Raw genomic sequence first — 26,347 nt, 5'->3', positions numbered from 1 at the left:
GGGCCGGTCGCGGCGGAGTATTGCTGGCATGACGAACAACGTGCAGACCGCCAAGAAGATCTACCGCAGCCGTACCGACCGGATGTTCACCGGGGTATGCGGCGGCTGGGCCGAATACCTCAACCTCGACCCCGCCATTCTGCGCATCGCCGTGGTCGCGGGCACCGCGCTGTCGGCCGGGCTGATCATCCCGATCTACCTCGCCGCGGCCATCCTCACCCCGGAAGCGTGACCCGGGGCGAACTGCCCCGGAAACGGGCGAAGCCCGGCCCACCTCGAGGGTGAACCGGGCTTCGCCGGACAAGCAGCCGAACTCAGAAGTCCATGCCACCCATGCCGCCGGTCGGGTCGGCCGGAGCGGCAGCAGCCTTCTCCGGCTTGTCCGCGACGACAGCCTCGGTGGTCAGGAACAGCGCCGCGATGGAAGCGGCGTTCTGCAGCGCGGAACGGGTGACCTTGGTCGGGTCCGGCACGCCGGCCGCCAGCAGGTCCTCGTACTCGCCGGTGGCGGCGTTCAGGCCGTGGCCCTGCGGCAGGCCCTTGACCTTCTCCACCACGACGCCGCCCTCAAGGCCGGCGTTGATCGCGATCTGCTTCAGCGGAGCCTCGACGGCGACCTTGACGATGTTCGCGCCAGTGGCCTCGTCACCGGTCAGCTTCAGGCCCGCGAAAGCGGCTTCGGCAGCCTGGATCAGGGCCACGCCACCGCCGGCGACGATGCCCTCTTCCACAGCGGCCTTCGCGTTGCGCACCGCGTCCTCGATGCGGTGCTTGCGCTCCTTCAGCTCGACCTCGGTCGCGGCGCCAGCCTTGATGACGGCCACGCCGCCGGCCAGCTTCGCGAGCCGCTCCTGCAGCTTCTCGCGGTCGTAGTCCGAGTCGGAGTTCTCGATCTCCGCGCGGATCTGGTTGACGCGACCCTGGATCTGGTCGGCGTCGCCCGCACCCTCGACGATGGTGGTCTCGTCGCGGGTGATGACCGCCTTGCGGGCACGGCCCAGCAGGGACAGGTCCGCGTTCTCCAGCTTGAGGCCGACGTCCTCGGAGATGACCTGACCGCCGGTCAGGATCGCGATGTCCTGCAGGATCGCCTTGCGGCGGTCGCCGAAGCCCGGGGCCTTGACGGCGACGGACTTGAAGGTGCCGCGGATCTTGTTGACGACCAGGGTCGCCAGGGCTTCGCCCTCGACGTCCTCGGCGATGATCAGCAGCGGCTTGCCGGACTGGATGACCTTCTCCAGCAGCGGCAGAACGTCCTTGACGTTCGAGATCTTGGAACCGAAGAGCAGGACGTACGGGTCCTCCAGCTCGGCTTCCTGGCGCTCCGGGTCGGTCACGAAGTAACCGGACACGTAGCCCTTGTCGAAGCGCATGCCCTCGGTGAGCTCGAGCTCGAGGCCGAAGGTGTTGCTCTCCTCGACGGTGACGACGCCTTCCTTGCCGACCTTGTCCAGCGCCTCGGCGATCAGCTCGCCGATGGTGCGGTCAGCGGCCGAGATCGAGGCGGTAGCAGCGATCTGCTCCTTGGTCTCGATCTGGACGGCGGCCTTGTGCAGCTGCTCGGTGATGGCCTCGACGGCCGCCTCGATGCCCCGCTTGAGCGAGATCGGGTCGGCGCCGGCGGCGACGTTGCGCAGGCCCTCGCGCACGAGCGCCTGGGCGAGCACGGTCGCGGTGGTGGTGCCGTCACCCGCGACGTCGTCGGTCTTCTTGGCAACTTCCTTGACGAGCTCGGCCCCGATCTTCTCCCACGGGTCCTCGAGCTCGATCTCCTTGGCGATGGAGACACCGTCGTTGGTGATCGTCGGCGCGCCCCACTTCTTTTCGAGCACGACGTTCCGGCCCCGCGGGCCGAGGGTCACCTTGACGGCTTCGGCGAGGATGTTCAAGCCGCGCTCAAGACCGCGGCGGGCGTCCTCGTCGAACGCGATCAGTTTGGCCATTGCGGTGTGGTCCTCCGGTATTGGGCGCTACCGCCGCGCTGTCTCCAGCGGCGGCAGCAGGACACGTCCTCGGCCAGGCTCGGTGCCCGCGACGGACGACTGACCAGGGCCAGCCTCACCGTCCCGACCTTCAGGCGGGCGGTCGGTGACCGCTCGCCTGGCACTCGACGGCGTCGAGTGCCAATGCCGGTTTTAGCACTCTCCGGGGTCGAGTGCAAGGCGCGCAGGTCAGCGCCGGTGCGGCGGAGCCCGCGCGGATCAGTGGCTCGGCTGGATGTGGATGGACGAGGGCGGCGGACGCAGCGACGACGGTCCGGCCGACTGCGAACCGCCCGGTCCCACCGGGATCTCCGGGGCCGAGGTCTGCGGCGAGCCGCCGCCGCTTTTGTCGTCCCCGCCGAACAGGAAGATCGCACCGACCACCAGGCCGGCCACGACCAGCACGCCGAGCGCGATCCACAGCCACTTCAGGCCGCCGCTCTTCGGTTGCGTCTCGAACGCGCCCGCGCCGCCTGCCGGGGAAGGCGGCCGCAACCGCATCGGGTCGCCGAACGCCTGCTGGCCGCCGGAGTAGCCGGGCTGGTTCGGGTATCCCGGCTGGTTCGGGTAGCCGGGCGGCGGGCCCTGCTGGCCGGGGTAGCCGTGATAACCGGGCGGAGGGCCCTGCTGCAGCTGGCCGGGATAGGGCTGGCCGGGCTGCTGTCCAGGCTGGGGCTGGCCGGGCTGTGCTCCGTAGCCGGGGGCGGACTGGTTGCCGTACCCGGCGGGGTTGCCGTAGCCGGGCTGGCCGCCGTACGCGGGCTGGCCGGGCTGCTGCGGCTGGCCCGGCTGCTGCGGCTGGCCGAGTTGCCCTGGCTGGCCAGGCTGCGGAGCGGCCCACGCGCCCGGCGTTCCCGGAGCCGCGCCCGGCTGCCCGCCCGGTGCTCCCGTTCCCGGCCCCGGCGCTCCGCCGGCTCCACCCGGTCCTTGCTGCATCCCCGCCCCCTCCGGCAGTCCGTTCGGCCGGGCAGGGCCCGGCGGAGTGTCCGACGTCGCGAGCGCGCCCAGCGCGACCCGTGCCGCGGCGATCATCTCGACGCAGTTCGGGTACCGGTCTCCCGGGCTCTTCGCCATGCCCTTGCGGATCACCTCGTCCACCGCGGCCGGCAGCGCGACCAGGCTCGCCACGGACGGCGGCTCGCCGCTGAGGTGGCCCTTGATCACGGTGGGCACGTCGCCGCGGAACGGCGGGTTGCCGGTGAGGCAGGCGAACAGCACGCAAGTCAGCGCGTACTGGTCGGTGCGGCCGTCGAGCGGCTCGCCGCGCAGGTGCTCCGGTGCGGCATAGGTGGGCGAGCCGAGGAAATCGCCGCCGCGGGTGCGGTGGCCAGTGGCGCCGCGGCGGGTGAGGCCGAAGTCCGCGACGTAGACATGCTCGCGGGACGTTTCGCGGCTGGTGACCAGCACGTTCGCCGGTTTGACGTCGAGGTGCACGAGGCCGTGGTTGTGCAGCGTGTCGAGAGCGTCGGCGACCTGGTCGAGCAGGGTCAGCGCGCGCGACGGGCTGATCGGGCCCGCGGAAATGAGGCCGGCGAGGTCACCGCCGTCGACCATCCGCATGGCGATGTAGAGCATTCCGTCGAGCTCGCCGAAGTCGTACAGCGGAACGACGTTGGCGTGGTCGATCGCGGAGGTGTTGCGGGCCTCGTCCACGAACCGCTCGCGGAACTCGGCGTCCGCGCCTAGGTGGTCACCGATGACCTTCAGCGCCACTTTGCGGCCGAGCCGCACGTCCGTGGCCTGGTAGGTCACGCTCATGCCGCCCTTGCCGAGCACCGAGTCGATGCGGTAGTTGCCCAGCCGGCGACCGGTGAGGTCCCCCGACGCGTCGCCTGTCACGCAGCGCAGCTTAACGCGCCGGTATCCGCAGCCACTGCCGGTTCGCCCAACCGGTCAGCGGGCATGTCTCAGGGCACCTTGCGGACGTCCGCGGCCTGGCTCCGCCCGTCGCGCCCGGACTGGACTTCGAACTCCACGCGGTCGCCCTCGTCGAGGGTGCGGAACCCGTCGACCTGGATGGCCGAATAGTGGACGAAGACGTCCGGGCCTTCGGCGGATTCGATGAACCCGTAGCCCTTTTCCGAGTTGAACCACTTGACGGTGCCGACAGCCACGGCGCCTCCCTCGAGACGATGATCCGGTGTCCTTACAGCGTGCGAAGTGCAGAACACGCTACCGGAACCGGCCTCCTCGGCAATGGGATAAACGGCAGATCCGGTTACTTCCGACGGCTGCGCGACTGGACCAGCACAGTGCCCGGCCCGGCGAAGTCGAGAACCAGCCCTTCTCCGGTGCGCAGCGACTGCGGGCCGCTCGGGTCGAGCGCGCGCAGCCGGCACTGGACGTTGTCCGGATAGGCGAGCAGGTAGTCCGGCCGCACCGTCACCAGTTCGCCGCGGCCGAGGTCGAACGAGTCGACCGGGCCGGGCGCGGTGAGCAGCAGCGGGCCGCGGCCGCTGTAGTGGTCGAGGAAGCCGGAGTCGGCGCCGAAAAGCTGCTGCAGCGGTGCCCAGCTCTGGTCGACCCGGACCGTGCTCGGCCGGGCCAGTACGGCGTCGCGGTGCACCGACCAGCCAGTGGACCCGTTCAGTTCGAGCGGATAGACGTCGCCGGGACCGGGCGGAGCGAGGTCGACCCAGCCGCCCTCGGCGGGCGCGGTGAACACCGAACGGCTCTTGCGGCCCTGGTTCGCCTCGACCACGCCGAAGCTGCTGGCCAGCAGGGTTTCCGACGCGGACTGCACCGCTTCGCCCGGTCCGAGCAGTACGCGGGCGACCCCGAAGCCGGGGGTGTGCCGGGTGTGAACGCGCATGTCAGCGGGTGTGCGCGAGCGCCCCGCGCCCGGACTCGTGGCGGACCCGAAACTGCATTGGACTCTCCCCGTGTTCCCCGACTGTGCCGGGAGAGTGTTGCACGAGCGCGCGCAGGAGGGAGGATGGTCCGCGTGATCTCTGTCGACGCCTACCGCCAGACCGTGACCGAACTGCTCGGCCGCGCGCCGGCGATCTCCGTGCCGGTCGCCGAAGCAGCCGGGCTCGTGGCGGCCCGCGACGTGTTCGCGGACGTGGCTCTGCCCCCGTTCGACAACTCCGCGATGGACGGCTACGCCGTGCGCGCCGCGGACGTCGCCGACGCGCCGGTGACCTTGCCGGTCGCCGATGACATCCCGGCCGGGCGGATCGACGTGCAGCCGCTGAAACCCGGTACCGCGCAGCGGATCATGACCGGCGCGCCGCTGCCTCCGGGCGCGGACGCGGTCGTGATGGTGGAGGACACCGACCGCGGAATGACCGAGGTGCGCATCTCGCGCGCGGCTCCGGAAGGCAACCACATCCGGCGGATCGGCGAGGACGTCACGAAGGGCGCACTGGCACTGCACGAAGGCACTGTGCTGAGTCACTCGCACCTGGGCTTGGCGGCGGCGGTCGGGTTGGCTTCGCTGGAGGTGTACCGGCCGCTGTCGGTGCTGGTGGTCTCGACCGGCACGGAACTGGTGGAAGCGCCGAACCCGTTGCAGCACGGACAGATCTACGAGTCGAACAGCGTGATGCTGGCGGCCGCGTTGCGCGGGCTGGGGTGTCAGGTCGAGGTCGTGCGCAGCGTCGTGGACGACGTGGCGGAGTTCCGCCGGCTCATCGAACCGCGGCTGGCTTCGGTGGACCTGCTGCTGACTTCCGGCGGGGTGTCGGCCGGCGCGTACGAGGTGGTGAAGGACGCGCTTTCCGGACAGGGCGTGGAATTCCAGAAGATCGCCATGCAGCCGGGCGGACCACAGGGGTGCGGCCGGTGGAACGGCGTGCCGGTGGTGACGCTGCCCGGGAACCCGGTGAGCGTGCTGGTGTCGTTCGAGGCGTTCCTGCGCCCGGCGGTTCTGGCGGCGATGGGACATGTCGACGTGGACCGGCAGCGGGTGCGGGCGCGGTTGACCGAGGACATGACGTCGCCCGCCGGCAGGCGGCAATACCGGCGGGGGTTCTTCACGCCGGTGCTCGGCGAGGTGACCGGGATGGTCGGGCCGCGCGGCGGGCCGGGGTCGCACCTGCTGGCGGCGTTCACGCAGGCCAACTGCTTGATCGTGCTGCCGGAAGAGGTCGCGGAAGTCGCTGAGGGAGACGAGGTGGACGTACTGCTGCTTTAAGCGGCGCTCTGCACAGCCAAGGCCGCTCGCGGAAAATCCCTCGCCCGCCGCAACGGCCCGGCCAGCAACACCGCGAACGACACCGCCTGCACACCCGCCATCGCGAACATCGCCACCCGCACCCCGGCGGCTTCGCCCAGTGCGCCGCCGAGCAACGCGCCGAGCGGGATCGTCCCGTAGTTGACCACCGCGGAGCTCGCGGTGATCCGGCCGTAAAGGTGGCGTGGGCAGTACTGCTGCCGGAAGGTGCCGCCCAGCACGTTCGACGCCACCACCCCGCCCGCACATCCCGCGCCGGCCAGCACGAACAGCGTTCGGCCCCATCCCGGCCACGCCAGCGGGCCGAGGAACAACGCCGGCACGACCAGGGCTTCGCACCACAAGAACGCCCACGCCGTCCCGGTTCGCCGGGCCAGCCTGCTGACCAGAGCCGCCCCGAGCACTCCGCCGACTTCGCCCAGCGCGAGCACGGCTCCGACGGCCCCCGGCCCCTGCCCCAGCCCCTCGACCAAGAACACGACCTGCACCGCGAAATACCCGTTCAGCGCCAGGTTCGACGTCGCCCCGGACAACACCATCACCCGCAGATACGGGTCGCGCGCCGCGATCCGCATTCCTTCGCCGATTTCCTCCCGCAGCCGCGTCCGAGGGCCGGGCGCGGGTTCGTCCGCGCGGAGGAAACGCAAGCACAGCGCGGAAACCCCGAAGCTCACCGCGTCCACGAGCACGCCGCTGACTGGGCCGAACAGCGTAGCCAGCAACCCGGCCAGACCCGGGCCGCCGACTTGCGCGGCGGATTCCGAGCCCTGAAGACGGACGTTGGCGCCCAGCAGATCGCCGTCGGCTACCACGGAGGGCAGGAAAGCACGGTAGGCCAGCGAGAAGAACACCTTCGCGAAACCGCCGACCAGCGCCGCGGCCACTAGCACCGGCACCGAAAGGACTCCGGATGCCCAGGCGATCGGCACGGTCAGGAACGCGGCCATCTGAATCACATCGCAGACCAGCATCACCCGGCGCTTCGGCCATCGGTCCACCCAGGCTCCGGCAGGCAGGCCGACCACCAGCCACGGAAGCCACGCCACGGCCGTCAGCAGCGCGACCTCGAACGTCGAGGCGTGCAAGACCAGCAACGCCACCAACGGCACCGAAGCGCCGGCGACCGCACTGCCCACCGTGCTGACCGTCTGCCCGGTCCACAAGAGACGGAACGCGGCTGTCTTCACGGCTGCGCTCGGAAGCCTCTGCCGAACACGAACACCGGCTGCCGCTCCGCGGACGGATCTTCCGCCGCCCGCTTCGCGTACTCGTCGAACAATCCGGCCACCCGGTCGTTCAGCTCGCTCAGCTCCGCCGGCGTCAGCCGCAACCACGCTTCGGTGGAAAACCAGGCGTCGCGCCACGCCGCCGGGGCCGTCTCCAGCTCCGCCAGCCATTCGCGCGACAGCGCCGTCTGCCGATCCAGCCCGACCGCTTCCGCCACCTCGGCCACCGGGTCCCCCGAGAAGTCCGAAGTGGACCACGACAGCGTGCCGGGCGGACGCCGCCACCAGCGTTCCCGCCGGTCTCGCGCCAGTTCCGGAGCCTCCTCGACCAGCGCCGCCTCGGAAAGCACCTTCAAGTGGTGGCTCACATTGCCCACCGCCTGGCCGGTTTTCTCGGCGAGCACCGACGCGGTCGCCGGACCGTCGAGCTTCAGCAGGGCGAGCAACCGGTTGCGGAGCGGGTGCGCGACGGCGGCCAGCACCCGGGAATCACGGATCTCCATAATGCACAAGAGTAGTTGTACAATACTTCTTGTGCAATACCTCGCGGGTATTCTCGAGGGATGGGCATCATCCTGTGGATCATCTTCGGCGCGCTCGTCGGCTGGCTCGCGAACCTCGTGGTCGGCGGCCGGGAACGGCGTCGGCAGGGTTGCCTGGTCAGCGTGCTCGTCGGGGTGGTCGGGGCCGCGCTCGGCGGCTTCGTCTACCGGCTCGCGACCGGCGAGCAGCGGAATTTCGAGTTCGACTTCCCGAGCTTCGGCGTCGCCATCCTCGGCGCGATCGCGCTGCTGGCGGTGCTGCGGCTGGTCAGCGCCATCGGCAGCGGCAGGCGGTGACCGTTTGTAACGGTTTCCCGACGATCTGTCAAAAATCTCTGGGCGAGGTCTAAACTGAACGGCTCCGCGGCCGGGTGCGTGCATCGTCGGGGGACGCATGCACCCGAGCCGCGGCCCGCACGATCCGCGCGCCGCGTTCCGGGTCCACGAGCTGCGGCACCGGCACCGAGGCGATGTCCCGGCGCCAGGCGGAGAACAGCTGGGCCAGCAAGTCGGTTACCGCCATCGTCTCCCTCGCCTGGTCAGGCCCGGGCACCAGTCCCGAGCGGCGTCGACTACCCGGTGTTATCGGATTGTTCGACGGGTCGTTACCGGTTTGTGGTCGTGCCCACCCGCGCCGGGACAACGCTTACGACCAGGGGCTGCCGGGTCCGCCGCAGCCGGGCGGTAGCGTTGGGGATGCCCCAATCCGGGCCCTTCCGACCGACCGAGACGAACAGCGGGGAACTCGACCCATGAGCGGCCAGCCCACCGGTAACCCCCTCGCGCACGCTGTCCAGCTGGCCCGCGAGACGTTCCCGCCGATGCACCCGGCAGGGCGGCCGTTCCTCTTCGGCGGCCTCGCCGCGACGCTCGTGCTGCGCCGGTTCTCCAAGCGCCTCGGCGTGGTCGGCGCGTTGGCCACCGCGGGCATGGCCGCGTTCTTCCGCGAGCCCAAGCGCGTGCCCCCGGAACGGGCCAACGTCGCCATCTCGGCCGCCGACGGCACCGTGTCGCTGATCGAGGAAGCTGTCCCGCCCGCAGAGCTGGGCCTGCCCGCCGAGCCGCGGATGCGAGTCAGCGTGTTCCTGTCGGTCTACGACGTGCACGTGCAGCGCACGCCCGCGGCCGGGGTGGTCTCGAAGGTGGCTTACAAGCCGGGCAAGTTCCTTTCCGCCGACCTCGACAAGGCGAGCGAGGTCAACGAGCGCAACTCGCTGGTGCTGCAGACCGTCGACGGCCACGAGCTCGTCGTCGTGCAGATCGCCGGCCTGGTCGCGCGCCGCATCCGGTGCGACGTGCGCGAAGGCGACAAGGTCTCCGCTGGCGATACCTACGGCATCATCCGCTTCGGCTCGCGCGTCGACACCTACCTGCCGCCGGGCAGCCGGGTGACAGTGGCCAAGGGCCAGCGCACTGTCGGCGGCGAAACCGTGCTCGCCGAACTGCCCCCGCTGGGAGAAGGCTGACAATGGTCCGCGTGACCACCCCTGGCATCCGGCTGCTGCCGAACGCCATCACTGTGCTGGCGCTCTGCGCCGGGCTGTCCGCGGTGCAGTTCGCCCTGACCGACAACTTCGCGATGGCGATCGGCTCGATCGGCATCGCCGCCGTACTGGACAGCCTCGACGGCCGGATCGCCCGGCTGCTCGACGCGACGTCCAAGATGGGCGCCGAGCTCGACTCGCTGTCCGACGGCATCTCGTTCGGCGTCGCGCCCGCGCTGGTGCTCTACATCTGGCAGGCGCACGGCGACCGGATCGGCTGGGTCGCGTCGCTGATCTTCGCGGTCTGCATGATCCTGCGCCTGGCCCGGTTCAACACCCTGCTCGACGACACCGACCAGCCGCCGTTCGCCGCCGAATTCTTCGTCGGCGTCCCCGCCCCGGCGGGCGGCCTGGTCGCGATGCTGCCGCTAATCGCGACGCTGCAGTGGGGCGAAGGATGGTGGTCCTCGCAGTACGTGGTGCTCGTGTGGACCATCGCGGTGGCGGCGCTGCTGATCAGCCGGATCCCGACCCTGTCGCTCAAGACCGTCAAGGCCCCGGCCAAGGCGATCGCTCCGCTGCTGGTCGGCGTGGGCCTGCTGGCGGCGGCGATCATCGTGTTCCCGCTGGTGGCGCTGGCCGCGGCGTTGGTGCTGTACCTGTTGCACATTCCGTACTCGGTTTACCGGCACCGGTGGCTGGCCGCGCACCCGGAGGCATGGGAAGTGCCGCCCCGGGAGCGGCGGGCGATCCGGCGGGCCCGGGGCCACCGCCGGTTGCGGCTGCGGCCGGCATCCGGGCGCGTCGCCGGAGCGGCCATGCGAGCGGTGCGCTTGCCGCGGACCGGGTCGGATGTGGTCCGGAGCCGCGCGATGCGGGAGCGGGAGCACAGCAGTCCGGCTACTTCCGGACCCGGCGGGCAGCGGCGGCGGAGCTGGCGGCGGATCGGCATCCGCCGCCGGTGATTACCCACGCGGGTTGCGCTCGTCGCGACTCGATCGGCTGACCACGGACGGGGCTCATCGCGAGGCGGCGAGGATCCGGGAGCCGGTTGAGCCTGGGCTGGGTTGGGTTGGTTTAGGCCGGGGCTGGGCTGGGCTAAGCCGGAGCCGGGTTCGGCGTCCGTGAAGGGCCCCTTGAGGGAATCCAAGTCCGCGAAAGGCCCCCTGAGGGAATCCAAGTCCGCGAAAGGCCCCCTGAGGGACACCAAGTCCGCGAAAGGCCGCTGAGCGACGCCACGTCCCTGAAGGTTCCCCTCCCGGGACCGCTCGGCACGGCCGGGAACGGGCCGGGAGCACGGTAGTTTTGTGGCGTGAGCGATCCTCAGATCACCCTGACCGTCCGGCACACGCCGTCCGCGCTCGATGCGCGGCGCGGGGTGGTCCGGTTGCATCCGGAAGTGCTCGACGCGCTCGGCCTTCGCGCCTGGGACGCCGTGCACCTCACCGGTGCGCGGCGCAGTGCCGCGCTCGCCGCACCGGCCGACGAGGCGAGCACCCCGGGCGTCGTCCTGACCGATGACGTCACCATGTCCAACCTGGGCGTTTCCGAGGGCGGCGAGATCGTCGTCGCGCCGGTGGAGGTCACCGCCGCGCGTACTGTCACGGTGTCCGGGTCCCGGCTGGCGTCCGTTTCGGTTTCGCCGCAGACGTTGCGGCTCGCGCTCACCGGCAAGGTGCTCACTCGCGGCGACGCGGTTTCCTTGCTGCCGCAGGACCTCGCGCCGGTCCCGGGTTCGGACGTCGCGGCGGTGCGCGGACAGCTGTCCCGGGTGATCGGGGCGACCTGGACCAACGAGCTGCTCACCGTCACCGCCACCGAGCCGGAGGGCGTGGTCGCCGTCGGGCCGTCCACTGTGGTCAGTTGGCGGGACGGTGCGCGTACTGGCGAACCGGCCCAGCCGCCGGCGCGGAACGCGACCGCGCTCGTTCGCACCACCGCCGTCAGCGCGGCTGAGGACTATCTCGACGCGGAGATCGTCGAGGAGGTCGTCACCGAAGCTCGCGAAGAAGAGCGAGACGAGCCGGTGCCGGTCTCCGACCTGGTCGGGGCCGAGCGTGCGGCGCGCAAGCTCGCCGAATGGCTCGACCTGGCCTTCCACCGGCCGGAGCTGCTGGCGAAGCTGGGCACGTCGGCGCATCTGGGCGTGCTGCTGTCCGGGTCGGAAGGGGTTGGCAAGGCGACGCTCGTCCGGTCCGTCGCTGCCGCCGAGAAGGTGCGCGTGGTGTCGCTGACCGCGCCGAACATCGCGGTGCTGGAACCCAACGCCACTCACCGCGCGCTGCGCGAGGCCATCGGCCGGGCAGCTGACGGAGACGGCCCTGGCGTGCTGTTGATCAACGACATCGACGCGCTGCTGCCCGCCACGACGCCGCCGCCGGTTGCCACTGTCGTCCTGGAGGAGCTGCGTAACGCGCTGCGTCGAGACGGGCTCGCAGTGGTCGCGACGACCGCGCGCGCCGAGTCGGTGGACCCGCGGCTGCGCGGTGCCGACCTGCTCGACCGCGAGCTGGGTTTGCCGCTACCGGACGCGAAGACGCGCGTCGAGCTGCTCCGGATCCTGCTGCGCGACGTGCCCGTCGAATCCGGTGCGGACCTGGGTGTCCTCGCCGAGCGCACGCCCGGTTTCGTAGCCGCCGACCTGCTCGCGCTGCGCCGGGACGCGGCGCTGCGGGCCGCGCTGCGGCAGCGGGATGCCGAGGAGCCCCGGATCTCGCAGCAGGACCTGCTTGACGCGCTGGCCACTGTCCGGCCGATCTCGCTGTCCACTTCGGACAATCTGGCGACCGGCGGCCTCACCCTGGACGACGTCGGCAACATGACGACGGTCAAGGAAGCGCTCACCGAGACGGTGCTGTGGCCGCTGCGCTATCCGGACTCGTTCGCCCGCCTCGGCGTCGAACCGCCGCGCGGCGTGTTGCTCTACGGCCCACCCGGCGGGGGCAAGACCTTCCTGGTCCGGGCGCTGGCCGGCACCGGCGCGCTGAACGTGTTCGCCGTCAAGGGCGCGGAACTCATGGACAAATGGGTAGGCGAGTCGGAGCGGGCCGTACGCGACCTGTTCCGCCGTGCCGCCGACGCCGCACCGTCGCTGATCTTCCTGGACGAGGTCGACGCGCTCGCCCCGCGGCGCGGCCAGTCGTCGGATTCCGGGGTGGCCGACCGGGTGGTCGCGGCGCTGCTCACCGAACTGGACGGGGTCGAGCCGATGCGCGAGGTCGTGGTGCTCGGCGCGACGAACCGGCCCGAACTGGTCGACCCGGCGTTGCTGCGCCCGGGCCGGTTGGAGCGGCGGATCTACGTGCCGCCGCCGGACGCCGAGTCGCGTGCCGCAATCCTGGCCGCGACGGCGAAAAACACCCCGCTGGCGTCCGATGTGGACCTCGCGGCGACCGCGGAAACCCTGGAAGGCTACTCGGCGGCCGACTGCGCGGCGCTGATCCGGGAGGCGGCCTTGACCGCGATGCGGGAGTCGCTGGAAGCCCGTGAGGTGACCGCGGCGCACCTGGACAAGGCCCGCGAGACGGTGCGGCCTTCGCTGGACGCGACGCAGTTGGCGACGTTGGAGGCGTACGCACAGGCGCAGCAGGAACGCTAGGCGACGCTCGCGAGGGCCTGCTCGCCGGTCGGCACGAGTTCACCGCGAGCAGGCCCGTCCGAAAGCGACGGACGACCTGACGAGGTCAGCCGGCCGCCCGGTTACGAGGTTCACCGTGAGCAGGCCGCCGCGATGCTCGCCGAGCCCGCGAAAAAGCCCGCGCCGTAGCGCGGGCTTCCCGTGGCAGACGTCAGCTTCCGTGCCGAGGCTGGTAGTCCTTCGTCACGATCACGATGACACCGGGGCTGGAGTTCTGGATCCCGTCGAACCGAGGCTGCGCCTGGAACCCGAACTCCTTCGCCAGCTGCCGCGCCGCGGCCTCCTCGTCGGTGCCCGGGCGGAAGTACGCCGTGGTCGTCGGGATGTTGCCCTGCGCGTAGTTGCCGACCTCGACGACGTTCCAGCCCGCCCCGCGGAAGTCGGCGGCGGCCTGTTCGGCCAGGCCCTTGATCAGCGAGTTGTTGTAGACCCGCAGGGTGACCCACTTGTTCGTGGCCTGCTGGTCCGGACCGGCCTGGCCCGGCTGTCCGGGCTGCTGCCCCGGCTGACCGGGCTGGCCCGGCTGGCCCGGCTGGCCGGGAGCGGACGACGCGGCCGACGACGAGGCCGGTGCCGAGGACGCGGGGGCCGACGAAGCGGGCGAAGACGGCGCCGAGGACGAACCCGGCGCCGGAGTCGCCGATTCACCACCGCCCGGCGTGGACGACGGCGCAGACGCACCGGTGTTCTGCTCGCCCCCGGTGTTCAGCAGGGTGACCCCGCCCACGACGGCGGCGGCCACGGCGATCCCGATCAGCGCGACGCCCGCGGCCCGCAGGGGCCGGGACAGTCCCGAAAAGATGCTCATGACAGCTCGATCCCCAGCCGGCGGGCCCCGCGCTTGCGCTGGCGGGCGGCGCGCGTCTTGCGCAGCCGCTTGACCAGCATCGGGTCGGCAGCTACCGCTTCCGGTTTGGCCAGCAGCAGGTTGAGCAGCTGGTAGTAACGGGTGGAGGACAGCCCGAAGCGCTCCCGGATGGCGTTCTCCTTCGCCCCGGCGTGGCGCCACCACTGCCGCTCGAACGCGAGGATGTCCAGCTCGCGCTCGGTCAGGCCACCGACATTGTCCGGCAGCGACGGCTGATCTTCAGCCATCGACTCCGCGGCGTCCATGCGGTCCTCGCAATCGGTGTCGGCGTTACCTTTCCGCGGGCGTCATTGAATCACGGAACCCATGCTCGACATGGGCATCCGACCCGGCGCGTCACGGTCCGATCCAGGTGTAGCAGACGGGTCCGACTAAACTCGGCGTCCGTGACCGTCCTTCCCATCTGCATCGCCGGCGAACCCGTGCTGCACAACCCGACGCGCGAGATCACCGAGTTCGACGACAAGCTGCGCGTTCTCGTCGACGACATGTTCGAGACCATGTACGCCGCCGAAGGCGTGGGGCTCGCCGCGAACCAGGTGGGGCTCGACCTCCGGCTGTTCGTCTACGACTGCCCGGACGACGAGGGCAACGAGCACCGCGGCGTGGTCGTCAACCCGAAGCTGGAGACCTCCGAGATCCCGGAGACCATGCCGGACCCGGACGACGACTGGGAGGGCTGCCTGTCCGCTCCCGGCGAGTCGTACCCGACCGGGCGGGCCAGCTGGGCCAAGGTGACCGGCTTCGACGTCGAGGGCAACCCGATCGAGGTCGAGGGCACCGGCTACTTCGCGCGCTGCCTGCAGCATGAGACCGATCACCTCGACGGCTTCCTCTACCTGGACCGGCTCGTCGGCAGGCACGCGCGCGCCGCGAAGAAGATGCTGAAGAAGAACAAGTGGGGCGTCCCCGGCCTGACCTGGCTGCCGCCGAAGGAACCGGCGGACGCCTGACCCCCTCGCCGAAGGTCCGTGAAGGGAACATTGAGGGACTCTGAGTCCCTCAATGTTCCCTTCACGGCGTTGACGCCTTCGGCCAGACGGGCGGCGGGGTTGTGCGGACCCGAGCCGCCGTGGCATCGTCGGGAGAGCAACCCCAACCGAATACCAACGCGGGAGCTCGCGCCTTGGCGGGCTGAGAGGGTGACTGGCGTCCATCTGGCGGACGTCCGGCGTCACCGACCGCATGAACCTGACCGGGTAATGCCGGCGTAGGGAGTGAACGTCGTTGACGACGCTGGAAAACCAGGGTGCCATCACCCCGTCCGTCACCACCGGGCCGATCACCGGCTCGCACAAGGTTTACCACCAGACCGAATCCGGGCTGCGGGTTCCGGCGCGGCGGATCGATCTGTCGAACGGGGAGCACTTCGACGTATACGACACGTCCGGCCCGTACACCGATCCGGACGTGCCCATCGATGTCCACAATGGACTGCACCCGTTGCGGGCCGGCTGGTCCGACGGGCGGGAGCCGGGCACTCAGCTCGGCTGGGCCAAAGCCGGGGTGATCACCCGGGAAATGGAGTTCGTCGCGGCTCGTGAGCGGTGCACGCCCGAGTTCGTCCGCGACGAGGTCGCGCGCGGCCGCGCGGTGATCCCGGCCAACCGCAAGCACCCGGAGACCGAGCCGATGATCATCGGCAAGAACTTCCTGGTGAAGATCAACGCCAACATGGGCAATTCGGCCGTCTGGTCCTCGGTGGAGGAAGAGGTCGACAAGATGGTGTGGGCGACCCGCTGGGGCGCGGACACCATCATGGACCTCTCCACCGGCAAGCGAATCCACGAAACGCGCGAGTGGATCGTCCGCAACTCTCCGGTCCCGGTCGGCACCGTGCCGATCTATCAGGCGCTGGAGAAGGTCAACGGGGAGCCGGAAAAGCTCACCTGGGAGATCTACCGCGACACCGTGATCGAGCAGTGCGAGCAGGGCGTCGACTACATGACGGTGCACGCCGGCGTGCTGCTGCGCTACATTCCGCTGACCGCGCGCCGGGTCACCGGCATCGTCAGCCGCGGCGGGTCGATCATGGCCGCTTGGTGCCTCGCCCACCACCAGGAATCCTTCCTGTACACGAATTTCGCCGAGCTGTGCGAGATCCTGCGCCAGTACGACGTCACCTTCTCCCTCGGCGACGGCCTGCGTCCGGGGTCGATCGCGGACGCCAACGACCGCGCCCAGTTCGCTGAGCTGGAGACCCTCGGCGAATTGACGCACATCGCCCGCGAGCACGACGTGCAGGTGATGATCGAAGGCCCCGGCCACGTGCCGATGCACAAGATCAAGGAAAACGTCGAGCTGGAGGAAAAGCTCACCGGCGAGGCTCCGTTCTACACGCTCGGCCCGCTCGCGACCGACATCGCGCCGGCCTACGACCACATCACCTCGGCGATCGGCGCGGCGCAGATCGGCTGGTACGGCACGGCGATGCTGTGCTACGTCACGCCGAAGGAGCACCTCGGCCTGCCCAACCGCGACGACGTGAAGACCGGCGTGATCACCTACAAGATCGCCGCGCACGCCGCCGACCTGGCCAAGGGGCACCAGTACGCGCAGGACTGGGACGACGAATTGTCCAAGGCCCGCTTCGAGTTCCGGTGGAACGACCAGTTCAACCTGTCGCTCGACCCGGACACCGCCCGGTCCTTCCACGACGAGACGCTGCCCGCGGAACCGGCGAAGACCGCGCACTTCTGCTCGATGTGCGGGCCGAAGTTCTGCTCCATGCGGATCACCCAGGACGTGCGCAAGTACGCCGAGGAGCACGGACTGTCGTCGGTGGAGGCCATCGAGGCCGGCATGGCGGAGAAGTCCGCGGAGTTCTCCGAGCAGGGCAACAAGGTCTACCTGCCCGTGGTCAATCAGTGACCGACACGCCGCACACCGCCCTCACCATCGCCGGATCCGATTCCGGCGGTGGTGCGGGCGTGCAGGCCGACCTGCGCACGTTCTTCGCCAACGGAGTGCACGGGCTGGTCGCGCTCACCGCGGTGACCGTGCAGAACTCCCTTGGCGTGCAAGGGTTCTCCGAGATCCCGGCGGATGTCGTCACCGCGCAGATCAAGGCCGTCGCCGAGGACATGGGCGTCGACGCGGCGAAAACCGGGATGCTTGCCACCGCAGAAATCATCCAGGCGGTGGCGAAAACGCTGGACGAGGTCCACATCGGACGACACACGGACACTCCGTTCGTGGTGGACCCGGTGGCCGCGTCGATGACCGGCCACGCGCTGCTGCGCGAAGAGGCGCTGGAAGCGATTCGCACCGAATTGTTCCCGCGGGCCACCCTCATCACGCCGAACCTCGACGAGGTCCGGCTGCTCACCGGCGTCACGGTCACCGACGCGGCGAGCCAGCACACCGCCGCCGAAGCGTTGCTGGAGTTCGGCTCCGAGTGGGTGCTGGTGAAGGGCGGGCACCTCTACGACGCCGAGGACTGCATGGACCTGCTGACCGACGGATCAGCGGTGGTCGAGCTGTCCGGCCCGCGCATCGCCACCGAGAACACGCACGGCGGCGGCGACACGATGGCGTCGGCGATCACCTCGTCGCTCGCGAAGGGCGCGGACGTGCCCACCGCGGTCGCGGAGGCGAAGCGGTTCATCGAACGCTGCGTCCGGGAGGCGTACCCGCTGGGCGCGGGCGTCGGTCCGGTTTCGCCGTTCTGGCGGCTCGCGCGATAACTGCGACACTGGCCCGATGAGCGAAACCCCGGAAGCGATGTGGGCGCGGCTGCCGCTTGAGGTGCAGCACGAACTGGACGGCCTGGTCAAGGAACACCGCTCGGCTTCGGCGGTCAAGCTGCTGCGCAAAGCGGACGTGTCCCCGCGAATGGGGATCGCCGAAGCCCGCGATGTGTTCGAGTACCGGAAGTCGATCCTCAAACCGCCGCCGCTGTTCTAGCTAGCCGCGCGAGTCCACAGTGGGCAGCACGGTGGTGAGGCCGGTCCAGTCCGAGGTCACCACCGAAGCGTGCTGCTTCGCCAGCTCGGCCACGCGCTGGGTCGCCTGCTCGACAGTCGGATTGTGGTCGTCGATGGCCGGCGCGACGTTCTGGCCGTCCGTCATCACCACGTAGTAGTGGTTGTCGTCGTACCAGGACATCCCGGCCTTCGAAAGCCACTCGCTCGCATCGCCGTCGAAAACGACGAACCACGGTTTCTGATCCGCCGAATACTTGTCGCGCGGATCACCGCCGGCCGCGCCGTGCACGGTCGGGAAGATCTGCACCGAGTCCAGTTTCCCGGCGGCTTTCTGATCCAGCAGGTACCGGGCGTATTCGACGTCGGTGTGCAGCGTGTCGGTCGGGTTCCCTTCCTCGACGGTGCCCGGGATGATCTCGGTGAGCACCTTGCCGCGCAATGCGTCCAGCGTCGGCCAATTGTCCGCTTTGGACGCTTCGTCGAGTGTGCGGTAGCTGCCGAGCAGGTCCGCGGGCTTGAACACCGCGCTGCCGAGGTGGTCGCGGAACGCGGCGTCCAGCTGCTGCGGGCCAAGGCCGGTGTTCGCGGAGAACCCAGTCTTCATCTCGATCTTCAGCGTGAGCGGCGGGCGATCGGGATGCGCGCCGAGCCAGATCCGGATGTCGTCGAGGCAGGATTCGAGGTCCTTGTTCGTCCCGCCGGAGTAAAGGTCGGCCGCCGAATGCGCGTCGACGCAGTTGTTGCCGTTGCCCAGCGGACTCGAATGGCTGACCTTCCATTCGTGGGTGAAGAAGTCCGGCCAGACGTCGAGTTCGAGCAGCGAGGAGCCGTTGTCCAGCGCCTGCGCGAGGTACCGGTAGGCGGCCGGGTCGTAGGTGTTGTGCACCCCGACCGTGGTCACGTGAGAGAGCTTCGGGCTGTCCGCGTGCGCCACACCGGGCACCGCCAGCATCGCCGTGAGGAGAACCGCCGTTGCGGTGAGCTTCACCCTGACTCCTTCGCCACCGGACGGGTACGAACGCATACTGTGCCATCGTGGTGGACTGTGGATGAAGCAGAACTGCCTCAATGGACCAGACCAGAAGTCGGAACGCGCACATGACTGAGAACCCGAGCCCGACCTCCGCGCTCACCATCGCCGGATCCGATTCCGGCGGGGCCGCCGGGCTGCAGGCAGACCTGCGCACCTTCCTGACCTGCGGCGTGCACGGGCTGGTCGCGGTGACCGCGGTGACCGTCCAGAACACGCTCGGCGTGCACGACCGCGCGGATCTGCCGCCGCACATCGTGGCCGGCCAGATCGAGGCGGTCGCCGCGGACATGGGCGTCGGCGCGGCGAAGACCGGCATGCTGGCGTCCGGGGAAATCATCCACTCGGTCGCCGCGGCCTGCGACAAGGCCGGGATCGGGCGGGACGCGAAGATCCCGTTCGTCGTCGACCCGGTCGCCGCGTCGATGACCGGCGAATCGTTGTTCGACGACAGCGGGCTCGCCGCGCTGCGCGACGAACTGCTGCCGCGCGCCACCGTGCTGACGCCGAACCTGGACGAGGTGCGGCTGCTCACCGGGATGACCGTGACCGACCGCGAAGGCATGCACGCCGCGGCCATCGTGCTGCACCAGCTCGGCCCGAAGTACGTACTGGTGAAGAGCGGTCACCTGCAGTCCGACCCGGAATGCGTCGACCTGCTTTTCGACGGTTCGACCTTCGTCGAGCTGCCGGGCCCGCGCTGGCAGACCCCGCACACGCACGGCGCGGGAGACACCATGGCGTCCGCGCTCACCGCCGGGCTGGCCAAGGGCATGCCGGTGGTCGAGGCGGCGCGCTATGGCAAGTGGTTCGTCTCGCAGGCGGTCGAGCACTCGTACCCGATGGGCGCGAAGGTCGGCCCGGTGTCCGCGTTCTGGCGGCTGGCTCCGGAGGAACGCTAGCTAGCCCTCGTCGGAGATCAGCGCTTCCAGTGCGGGCAGCGCGGCGATCAGCGCGGCGCGGGCCTCCGGGGTGAGCCGGTCGAGGCGACGGTTCAGCTCCTGCACGCGGGTGGACCGGACACCGGAGACGAGGCGTTCGCCTTCCTCGGTGGCACGCGCGAGCCACGCGCGCCGGTCGGCCGGGTCGGGCTCGCGGGTGACGTACCCGGCTTCCACGAGCGTCGCCACGATCCGCGACATGGTGGCCGCCGCGACGCCTTCCTTCGCGGCGAGGTCGCCGAGCCGCAGCTCGCCGGAGTGGACGAGGGTGGCGAGCGCCGAGATCGACCCGTGGCCGGGCCCGGGCGCGCCGGCTTGGCGCAACGAGCGGGAAAGCCGCCCGACGGCCAGGTACAACCGCCCGGTGACGTCCTGGACCGGGGAAAGAGTCACGGTCGGCTCCTTCTGACGCTGGTGCCCGCCGCTGGGTGCGCCGGAAAAGGGTTCCGTCAACCATACGGCGTACCCGTGCTCAATCCGCGTCAAGCGCGGGCGAAATCACCGGCGGAGGCTAGTTGGCGCAGATTGGCCGCCCGATCGGCGCCACGAGCGGGGAGCCGCTCCGCGCCGCCGCGGCCGAGCAGGCAGCCCCGGCTAGAGCACCGACGCATCCCACGGCAAGTCCGCCGCCGGCGGCAACGGTGCCGCTGACTCGGCCCGGAAGGACTGCAGCAGATACCCCGCCAGCCGGCGGGACGCCGCCGACGCGTTTTCCCCCGCGCTTCGCAGCCCGCCGTTCGCCAGCAAAACGAGCGGCACGTCGGACAGGACGAAGTCCGCCCGCAGCGCACCCGCCTCTTGGGCCCGCCTGATCAGTCGCGCGAGCCCCCGCATCGCCTGGTCCCTCAGCTCGGCGAACCCGGCCTGGTCCGGCAGCTCGGCCACGATCGCCGCGGAGAACCCGTTGTTGCCTGCCTGCATCGCGCACATCTCCTCGACCACCCGGCAAAACCCACGCCACGGGTCCGGGTCGGCCAGCGCCTCGTCGAGCATCCCGGCGCACGCGGCCATCGGCTCGGCGAACGCCTCCGCCACCAGGTCGGCCTTGGTCGGGAAATGCCGGTACACCGTCGCCACGCCCAGCCCGGCCCGGCGCGCCAGCTCGCTCATCGAAACACCGAGCCCCTCGGTCTCGAAGGCGCGTTCGGCGACCGCGAGGATCTGCGCCCGATTCTGCGCGGCGTCGGTGCGCAACCGAGTCGATTTTTCTTGCACACTCTCACTTTAGGCTAATCGGAAGACCCTTTCCACTTTCTCTGCTAGAAGTGGAACATGCTTTCCACTTCGATCCGGGCCATCGCCTACGACCGCTACGGACCGCCGGAAGTCCTTCGGGAAACGACCCTGCCGAAGCCGGTCCCGGCCCCCGGCGAAGTTCTCGTCCGGATGCGTGCGCTGTCGGTCAACGGCGGCGAACTGGCGATGCGCGCCGGCCGGCTGCTTCCGTTCAGCGGCAAGCGCTTCCCCAAGACGATCGGCCTGGACCTGGTCGGCGAGGTCGTCGAACCCGGATCCAGCCGGTTCGCGCCGGGCGAGTTGGTGTGGGGCGCTGGCCGGAGCATGAACACCGCCGCCGAGTACGTCGCGGTCCCCGCAGACCGGATCGACCACGTCCCGGCCGGGCTGGACCCGGTGCGGGCGGCGGCCCTGCCGGTCGGCACCACTGCGATCACCGCGCTGCGCGACAAAGCCCGCCTGAAGCCCGGCGAGCGCCTGCTGGTGCGCGGTGCGACCGGCGGCGTCGGGTATGTGGCGGTGCAGCTCGGAAAGGCGATGGGCGCACACGTGACCGGACTGACCAGCGCGAAAAACCTGGACCTGGCAACCGAACTCGGCGCGGACGTCGCCCTCGACTACCGGAATCCGGGCGAGCTCGGGAGGTTCGACGTCATCCTCGACACGGTCGGCAGCGACCCGGCGGCCTTCCGCCGCCTGCTGACCCGGCGCGGACGGATGGTCGCGATCTCGTTCGACCTCGACCATCCGGTCCGCACCCTCGGCTATCTCGCGGCGCATTCGCCGCTCCGCACGCGCTGGGTCCGGTTTTTCAGCGGCAACCCGAAGGCCGAGCTGTTCGCCGAGCTGAGCCGATGGGTGACCGCCGGCGCGATCCGGCCGGTGGTGGATCGGGTTTTCCCGCTGAGCGAACTCGCCAAGGCACACCAGGCGCTGGAAGACGGTGGGGTGCGCGGGAAAGTGGTGGTCGAGGTCTCGTGAGGGACTGAATCCGCCCCTCCCGAGTACGTCACCGAGGCGGGCTGGAAGCCTGCGCCCAGAACCGCTGCGGCACCCGCCCGGCACCGCGAGCCAGATACCCCGCTTCGACCGCGCTCCGCATCGCCAACGCCATCCGTTCCGGGTCCGCGGCGCGAGTGACCGCGGTCGACAACAACACCGCCGAGCAACCCAGTTCCATGGCCAGCGTCGCGTCCGAAGCGGTGCCGATCCCGGCGTCCAGCACGATCGGCACCGCCGCGCGCGAGACGATCAGTTCGATGTTGTGCGGGTTGCGGATGCCCAGCCCGGTGCCGATCGGCGCGCCGAGCGGCATCACCGCGGCGCAGCCGGCCTCCTCCAGGCGCAGCGCGAGGACCGGGTCGTCGTTGGTGTAGGCGAACACCGTGAACCCGTCCGCCACCAGGCGCTCGGCGGCTTCCAGCGTCTCGATCGGGTCGGGCAGCAGGGTGCGGTCGTCGGCGTGCACCTCCAGCTTGATGAGGTTCGTTTCCAACGCCTCGCGGGCCAGCTGCGCGGTGAGCACGGCCTCCGCCGCCGTCCGGCAGCCCGCGGTGTTCGGCAGCAACTCGATGTCCAAGCGCCGCAACAGCTCCAGCACGCCGGAGCCGCCCTCGGCGTCGGCGCGGCGCATCGCCACGGTGGTGAGCTGGGTGCCGGACGCGACCAGCGCGCGCTCCAGCACCTCGAGGTTCGACGCGCCGCCGGTGCCGATGATCAGCCGCGACGACAGCTTGTGTTCGCCGATGACCAGGTCGTCCATGCTCAGCCTCCTTGAACCGCGGTCAGCACTTCGAGGTTCGCGCCCTTCGGCACTACCGCTTCTTCCCATTGGCCGCGGCGCACGACCTCGCCGTTGATCGCGACCGCGACGCCCTGGCGGACCGCGCCCAACGCGTCGAGAACAGCGGACACCGTGCTGTCGTCGGGGAATTCCCGCCACTCGCCGTTGACCTTGATCTCCATCAGACTCGCTCCTTATCGACCAGACGGACGGGCGACGCCGCGACAGTCTCCTCCGGCGGCGCTTCGCCAGACAGCCACGCGACCACGGCGTCCGCAGTGACGGGCGCCATCAGCAAACCGTTGCGGTGGTGGCCTGTCGCCGCGTACACGCCTTCGCTCACTTCGCCGATGTAGGGCAACGCGTCGCGACTTCCCGCCCGCAGGCCGGCTGACATCTCCACCAGCTCGTACTCCGTGATGCCCGGCAGAATTCGCTCCGCGCTCTCCAGCAACTCGCGTACGCCGCGTGCGGTGACCGCCTGATCGAAGCCAGCTTCGTACTGCGTCGCGCCCAGAACCAGTTCCCCGTCCGCGCGCGGCACCAGGTAGATCGGCCGCCCTTCGACCATCGCACGCACGGTGAACCTCGGCGGCGGCAGGCAGCCGCGACGCGGGCGCAGCCGCAAAATCTCGCCCTTCAACGGACGTACCGCGTGTTCCAGCAACGGATGCAGCTGACCGGTCCACGCTCCCGCGGCGAGAACCACCGGTCCGGACACGTCGTCGAGGGTGCGCAGCCGTTCTCGCCGGAACTCGACCCCCCGTTTGGCAGCCGCTTCGCCGAGCGCAGTGAGCAGTTTCCGGTTGTCCACCGCCAAGTCTCCCGGCACGTGCAGACCGCTGCGCACCGCGCCGACTCCCGGAGCGAGCCGCCGCGCTTCACGCCCGGTCAAGGCTTCGACGTCCCGGCCGAGCGAACGCAGGTACCCGGCGAAGATGTCGAGGTGCCCGACGTCGGCACTGTCGAACCCGACGATGATCGTGCCGTGCTCGGCCAGCCCCGGATCAGTGCCTTCGGCAGCCAGCTCCCGGGCGAACTCCGGCCAGCGCCGCAGCGATGCTTCGCCGAGGCTGAACACGTCCTCCTCGCCCGGCCACGCCTCGGCGACCGGGGCGAGCATGCCGCCGGCCACCCAGGATGCGCCGCCGCGCACCGGATCCGGGTCGATGAGGGTGACGCGCCAGCCACGCGCGGCAGCACGCCAGGCCGCGGACAGCCCGATGACGCCGCCGCCGACGACAGTGACGGTTGTGGTGCTTGTGTTCACAGTGGAATCACGCTCCCTGCGCCGGCATGACCCGGATCAGGTTCCACGGTCGGAGCGGCAGCTCCCTCTCAGCCCGTTCCTCGGGCTCCCGTGCGGACCACCCCACCGTAGCGCGCGGGTAACGTCACCGCCATGCCTGCCCTGACCGGAAATCAGATCCGCGCCCGGCTCGCCGACGCGCGCCTGTACTTGTGCACCGATGCCCGCACGTCCCGCGGCGACCTCGCCGAGTTCGCCGACGCGGCACTGGCCGGCGGCGTCGACATCGTGCAGCTGCGGGACAAAACGGGCGGCAGCCCGTTGGAGGCCAAACAGGAGATCGCCGCGTTGGAGGTGCTGGCAGAGGCATGCGCCCGGCACGGTGCTCTGCTGTCGGTGAACGACCGGGCGGACGTCGCGCTGGCCGTCGGAGCGGACGTGCTCCACCTGGGCCAGGACGACATCCCGGTCGCGCTGGCCCGTCGCGTCCTCGGCGACGACGTGGTGATCGGCCGATCCACCCATTCGGCCGAACAGGCCGCGGCCGCCGCCGAGGAGGACGGCGTGGACTACTTCTGCACCGGCCCCTGCTGGCCGACCCCGACCAAGCCCGGTCGCACTGCCCCCGGCTTGGACCTGGTCCGGTCGACGGCGGCGAGCGGCGCCACTCGCCCCTGGTTCGCCATCGGCGGCATCGACCAGGAGCGGCTGCCCGAGGTGCTGGCGGCGGGCGCCGACCGGATCGTCGTCGTCCGGGCGATCACCGAGGCCGAAGACCCGAAGGCGGCCGCCCAGGCGCTGCGCGCCCACCTCGGCTAGCTACCCCTCGCACCGAGTCCGCGAAGGGCCCCTTACCGGACCTGGGTCTTGGGTTCTAGTGGTGGTTGCAACGCCTGAGTTGTTGAGGGGTTGCCGTGGCGGGGGTCCGGGAGGTTGCAGCGTCGCGGGGTCGGGGGAGGTTGGCGGCGGAACGCCGCCGGTATTTTGATCTTGTGGCGGAAGGCGTGGGCACTGTCGAGGCGTGCCGGGTTGTCGGGGTCGACCGGCGGACCGGGCACCGGTGGCGGCACGGGCGGCCGAGCCGGGCGGGGCGGACGGCCGTGCGGTCGCCGGCCCCGCCCTCGCGTCCGGCCCCCGTCGCCGATGCCCGCCCCGAGGCGCAGTCGCGGTTCCTGACGCAGCAGGAACGGCTGGCGATCGCCGACCTGCGCCGGGCAGGGGCCGGGGTCCGCGCGATCGCCCGGGAACTGGGCCGCGATCCCGCCACGATCAGCCGCGAACTGGCCCGCAACGCCCGTCCCGGCAGCCGCGGCTACCGGCCCTACGCCGCCCAGGCCCGCGCCGACGCGCGCCGCAAACGGCCCAAGACCGGCAAGATCGCGGCCTGTCCCGAGCTGCGCGACCTCGTGCAGGGCATGCTGCGCAAGAAGTTCAGCCCGGAGCAGATCAGCCAGCGGCTGCGCCGCGACCACCCCGACCGCCCGGAGCTGCACGTGACCCCCGAAACCGTCTACCAGGCCCTCTACGTCCAAGGCCGCGGCGAACTGCGCCGCGAACTGCACCGCGCGCTGCGCACCGGCCGCGCCGTGCGCAAACCCCGCCGCACCGGCGAAGCCCGCCGGCCCCGCTTCGCCGAACCCATGGTCATGATCAGCGAACGCCCCGCCGAAGCCGCCGACCGCGCCGTCCCCGGCCACTGGGAAGGCGACCTGATCATCGGCAAGGACGGAGCCTCCGCCATCGCCACCCTGGTCGAACGCGCCACCCGCTACACGCTCCTGGTCCCCCTGCCCCACGGCCGCGGCGCCGACGCCGTCCGCGACGCCCTCGTCACCGCCATGCACACCCTGCCCGACCACCTGACACGGTCCCTGACCTGGGACCAAGGCTCGGAAATGGGCCGACACCGCGAATTCACCATCGCCACCGGCATCCCCGTCTACTTCTGCGACCCCCACAGCCCCTGGCAACGCGGCAGCAACGAAAACACCAACGGCCTGCTGCGCCAGTACTTCCCCAAAGGCACCGACCTCTCCCTCCACAGCCCCGAACACCTCGCCGCCGTCGCCGCAGAGCTCAACTGCCGCCCACGCAAAACGCTCGGCTGGGACACCCCAGCCGAACGCCTCGCTACACTCCTCACCGAAACCAGCTAATCCAGCCTGTGTTGCGACGACCCCTCGAATCCGCCGGTTCCGTGAAGGGCCCCTTCCGGGACTTGGATTCCCTCAAGGGGCCCTTCACGGACGCTCAACTCCGGGCTGGG

General features: G+C 70.4%; 29 protein-coding genes and 2 riboswitches. Of the genes, 14 read left to right on the top strand and 15 right to left on the bottom strand.

What is annotated here, in order from left to right; all coding sequences use genetic code 11:
* Positions 1-28 precede the first annotated feature (28 nt).
* The gene (locus AMYBE_RS0136910; protein WP_020664423.1) at positions 29-232 is read left to right on the top strand and encodes a PspC domain-containing protein; all 204 of its coding nucleotides are present in this window, start codon (positions 29-31) and stop codon (positions 230-232) included.
* Between the two features lie 82 nt (positions 233-314).
* Here the strand turns inward: AMYBE_RS0136910 and groL are convergent, their stop codons facing one another.
* The 4 genes from groL to AMYBE_RS0136890 all read right to left on the bottom strand — a co-directional run bounded on the left by groL (position 315) and on the right by AMYBE_RS0136890 (position 4,794).
* Entirely contained in the window at positions 315-1,943 is a 1,629-nt protein-coding gene (groL, locus tag AMYBE_RS0136905) for a chaperonin GroEL (RefSeq protein ID WP_020664422.1), read from the bottom strand.
* A 258-nt stretch (positions 1,944-2,201) separates the two neighbouring features.
* Positions 2,202-3,821 (bottom strand): serine/threonine-protein kinase, encoded by a 1,620-nt coding sequence (locus AMYBE_RS0136900; RefSeq protein WP_020664421.1) that lies wholly within the window; start codon positions 3,819-3,821, stop codon positions 2,202-2,204.
* A gap of 68 nt (positions 3,822-3,889) precedes the next feature.
* Positions 3,890-4,096, bottom strand: coding sequence for a cold-shock protein (locus AMYBE_RS0136895; RefSeq protein ID WP_020664420.1), 207 nt, complete (start codon positions 4,094-4,096; stop codon positions 3,890-3,892).
* A gap of 104 nt (positions 4,097-4,200) precedes the next feature.
* The gene (locus AMYBE_RS0136890) at positions 4,201-4,794 is read right to left on the bottom strand and encodes an AIM24 family protein (protein ID WP_020664419.1); all 594 of its coding nucleotides are present in this window, start codon (positions 4,792-4,794) and stop codon (positions 4,201-4,203) included.
* Positions 4,795-4,917: 123 nt separating this feature from the next.
* Between AMYBE_RS0136890 and moeA the strand changes: the two genes are divergently transcribed.
* On the top strand, positions 4,918-6,120 hold the full coding sequence (moeA, locus tag AMYBE_RS0136885) for a molybdopterin molybdotransferase MoeA (protein WP_020664418.1): 1,203 nt from the start codon (positions 4,918-4,920) through the stop codon (positions 6,118-6,120).
* Here moeA and AMYBE_RS0136880 read toward each other — a convergent pair.
* Together AMYBE_RS0136880 and AMYBE_RS0136875 are read right to left on the bottom strand one after the other, a co-directional pair.
* Positions 6,117-7,346, bottom strand: a complete 1,230-nt coding sequence (locus tag AMYBE_RS0136880; protein ID WP_020664417.1) for an MFS transporter — start codon at positions 7,344-7,346, stop codon at positions 6,117-6,119. The two genes, moeA and AMYBE_RS0136880, sit on opposite strands and share 4 nt — an antisense overlap.
* Positions 7,343-7,888, bottom strand: coding sequence for an ArsR/SmtB family transcription factor (locus AMYBE_RS0136875; protein ID WP_020664416.1), 546 nt, complete (start codon positions 7,886-7,888; stop codon positions 7,343-7,345). Before AMYBE_RS0136875 ends, AMYBE_RS0136880 begins: the two co-directional genes overlap by 4 nt.
* 60 nt (positions 7,889-7,948) lie before the next feature.
* Between AMYBE_RS0136875 and AMYBE_RS0136870 the strand changes: the two genes are divergently transcribed.
* On the top strand, positions 7,949-8,224 hold the full coding sequence (locus tag AMYBE_RS0136870; protein ID WP_020664415.1) for a GlsB/YeaQ/YmgE family stress response membrane protein: 276 nt from the start codon (positions 7,949-7,951) through the stop codon (positions 8,222-8,224).
* Between the two features lie 49 nt (positions 8,225-8,273).
* Here AMYBE_RS0136870 and AMYBE_RS45280 read toward each other — a convergent pair whose 3' ends face one another.
* The gene (locus tag AMYBE_RS45280) at positions 8,274-8,450 is read right to left on the bottom strand and encodes a hypothetical protein (RefSeq protein WP_020664414.1); all 177 of its coding nucleotides are present in this window, start codon (positions 8,448-8,450) and stop codon (positions 8,274-8,276) included.
* A 229-nt stretch (positions 8,451-8,679) separates the two neighbouring features.
* Between AMYBE_RS45280 and AMYBE_RS0136860 the strand changes: the two genes are divergently transcribed.
* From AMYBE_RS0136860 to AMYBE_RS0136850, 3 genes are all read left to right on the top strand, one after another.
* Entirely contained in the window at positions 8,680-9,393 is a 714-nt protein-coding gene (locus tag AMYBE_RS0136860) for a phosphatidylserine decarboxylase (protein WP_020664413.1), read from the top strand.
* Between the two features lie 2 nt (positions 9,394-9,395).
* On the top strand, positions 9,396-10,376 hold the full coding sequence (gene pssA / locus AMYBE_RS0136855; RefSeq protein ID WP_020664412.1) for a CDP-diacylglycerol--serine O-phosphatidyltransferase: 981 nt from the start codon (positions 9,396-9,398) through the stop codon (positions 10,374-10,376).
* A 347-nt stretch (positions 10,377-10,723) separates the two neighbouring features.
* Positions 10,724-13,009, top strand: a complete 2,286-nt coding sequence (locus tag AMYBE_RS0136850) for an AAA family ATPase (protein WP_020664411.1) — start codon at positions 10,724-10,726, stop codon at positions 13,007-13,009.
* 190 nt (positions 13,010-13,199) lie between these two features.
* On the opposite strand, the gene AMYBE_RS0136845 is transcribed toward AMYBE_RS0136850, so the two are convergent.
* Both AMYBE_RS0136845 and AMYBE_RS0136840 read right to left on the bottom strand, forming a co-directional pair.
* A complete protein-coding gene (locus AMYBE_RS0136845) occupies positions 13,200-13,856 on the bottom strand; it encodes a LytR C-terminal domain-containing protein (RefSeq protein ID WP_020664410.1) in 657 nt (218 codons plus the stop codon).
* Positions 13,853-14,161, bottom strand: coding sequence for a DUF3263 domain-containing protein (locus tag AMYBE_RS0136840; protein WP_020664409.1), 309 nt, complete (start codon positions 14,159-14,161; stop codon positions 13,853-13,855). Before AMYBE_RS0136840 ends, AMYBE_RS0136845 begins: the two co-directional genes overlap by 4 nt.
* Before the next feature lie 141 nt (positions 14,162-14,302).
* Here AMYBE_RS0136840 and AMYBE_RS0136835 point away from each other — a divergent pair, with 141 nt between their 5' ends.
* The 4 genes from AMYBE_RS0136835 to AMYBE_RS0136820 all read left to right on the top strand — a co-directional run bounded on the left by AMYBE_RS0136835 (position 14,303) and on the right by AMYBE_RS0136820 (position 17,822).
* Complete coding sequence (locus AMYBE_RS0136835; protein WP_020664408.1) at positions 14,303-14,869, top strand: peptide deformylase; 567 nt, start codon at positions 14,303-14,305, stop codon at positions 14,867-14,869.
* A 148-nt stretch (positions 14,870-15,017) separates the two neighbouring features.
* Positions 15,018-15,150, top strand: a riboswitch (TPP riboswitch).
* On the top strand, positions 15,144-16,787 hold the full coding sequence (thiC, locus tag AMYBE_RS0136830; protein WP_020664407.1) for a phosphomethylpyrimidine synthase ThiC: 1,644 nt from the start codon (positions 15,144-15,146) through the stop codon (positions 16,785-16,787). (Overlaps the previous riboswitch by 7 nt.)
* Positions 16,784-17,602, top strand: coding sequence for a bifunctional hydroxymethylpyrimidine kinase/phosphomethylpyrimidine kinase (gene thiD, locus AMYBE_RS0136825; protein ID WP_020664406.1), 819 nt, complete (start codon positions 16,784-16,786; stop codon positions 17,600-17,602). Before thiC ends, thiD (AMYBE_RS0136825) begins: the two co-directional genes overlap by 4 nt.
* Before the next feature lie 16 nt (positions 17,603-17,618).
* Positions 17,619-17,822, top strand: coding sequence for a hypothetical protein (locus AMYBE_RS0136820; RefSeq protein WP_020664405.1), 204 nt, complete (start codon positions 17,619-17,621; stop codon positions 17,820-17,822).
* Here the strand turns inward: AMYBE_RS0136820 and AMYBE_RS0136815 are convergent, their stop codons facing one another.
* The gene (locus AMYBE_RS0136815; protein ID WP_425386969.1) at positions 17,823-18,794 is read right to left on the bottom strand and encodes a phosphatidylinositol-specific phospholipase C domain-containing protein; all 972 of its coding nucleotides are present in this window, start codon (positions 18,792-18,794) and stop codon (positions 17,823-17,825) included.
* A gap of 146 nt (positions 18,795-18,940) precedes the next feature.
* On the opposite strand from AMYBE_RS0136815, the gene thiD (AMYBE_RS0136810) reads away from it, so the two are divergent.
* Entirely contained in the window at positions 18,941-19,774 is an 834-nt protein-coding gene (thiD, locus tag AMYBE_RS0136810) for a bifunctional hydroxymethylpyrimidine kinase/phosphomethylpyrimidine kinase (protein ID WP_020664403.1), read from the top strand.
* On the opposite strand, the gene AMYBE_RS0136805 is transcribed toward thiD (AMYBE_RS0136810), so the two are convergent.
* Both AMYBE_RS0136805 and AMYBE_RS0136800 read right to left on the bottom strand, forming a co-directional pair.
* The gene (locus tag AMYBE_RS0136805; protein ID WP_020664402.1) at positions 19,775-20,206 is read right to left on the bottom strand and encodes a MarR family winged helix-turn-helix transcriptional regulator; all 432 of its coding nucleotides are present in this window, start codon (positions 20,204-20,206) and stop codon (positions 19,775-19,777) included.
* A 201-nt stretch (positions 20,207-20,407) separates the two neighbouring features.
* On the bottom strand, positions 20,408-21,028 hold the full coding sequence (locus AMYBE_RS0136800; RefSeq protein WP_027928404.1) for a TetR/AcrR family transcriptional regulator: 621 nt from the start codon (positions 21,026-21,028) through the stop codon (positions 20,408-20,410).
* Between the two features lie 57 nt (positions 21,029-21,085).
* On the opposite strand from AMYBE_RS0136800, the gene AMYBE_RS0136795 reads away from it, so the two are divergent.
* A complete protein-coding gene (locus tag AMYBE_RS0136795; protein ID WP_020664400.1) occupies positions 21,086-22,030 on the top strand; it encodes an NAD(P)-dependent alcohol dehydrogenase in 945 nt (314 codons plus the stop codon).
* 28 nt (positions 22,031-22,058) lie between these two features.
* On the opposite strand, the gene thiG is transcribed toward AMYBE_RS0136795, so the two are convergent.
* The 3 genes from thiG to thiO form a co-directional block, all read right to left on the bottom strand.
* Positions 22,059-22,811 (bottom strand): thiazole synthase, encoded by a 753-nt coding sequence (gene thiG / locus AMYBE_RS0136790; RefSeq protein ID WP_020664399.1) that lies wholly within the window; start codon positions 22,809-22,811, stop codon positions 22,059-22,061.
* 2 nt (positions 22,812-22,813) lie between these two features.
* Positions 22,814-23,014 carry a sulfur carrier protein ThiS gene (thiS, locus tag AMYBE_RS0136785; protein ID WP_020664398.1) on the bottom strand — a complete coding sequence of 67 codons (201 nt, stop codon included), beginning with the start codon at positions 23,012-23,014 and terminating at the stop codon, positions 22,814-22,816.
* Positions 23,014-24,102, bottom strand: a complete 1,089-nt coding sequence (gene thiO / locus AMYBE_RS0136780) for a glycine oxidase ThiO (protein ID WP_020664397.1) — start codon at positions 24,100-24,102, stop codon at positions 23,014-23,016. The genes thiS and thiO overlap by 1 nt, the downstream gene beginning before the upstream one ends.
* Positions 24,099-24,204, bottom strand: a riboswitch (TPP riboswitch). Its footprint overlaps the gene before it by 4 nt.
* A gap of 30 nt (positions 24,205-24,234) precedes the next feature.
* Here thiO and thiE point away from each other — a divergent pair.
* Together thiE and AMYBE_RS0136770 are read left to right on the top strand one after the other, a co-directional pair.
* Entirely contained in the window at positions 24,235-24,900 is a 666-nt protein-coding gene (thiE, locus tag AMYBE_RS0136775; protein WP_020664396.1) for a thiamine phosphate synthase, read from the top strand.
* Between the two features lie 185 nt (positions 24,901-25,085).
* Complete coding sequence (locus AMYBE_RS0136770) at positions 25,086-26,237, top strand: IS30 family transposase (protein ID WP_425386968.1); 1,152 nt, start codon at positions 25,086-25,088, stop codon at positions 26,235-26,237.
* Positions 26,238-26,347 lie beyond the last annotated feature (110 nt).

Source organism: Amycolatopsis benzoatilytica AK 16/65, from assembly GCF_000383915.1.
Lineage (GTDB): Bacteria > Actinomycetota > Actinomycetes > Mycobacteriales > Pseudonocardiaceae > Amycolatopsis > Amycolatopsis benzoatilytica.
This window is presented reverse-complemented; position numbering and strand designations above follow the sequence as displayed.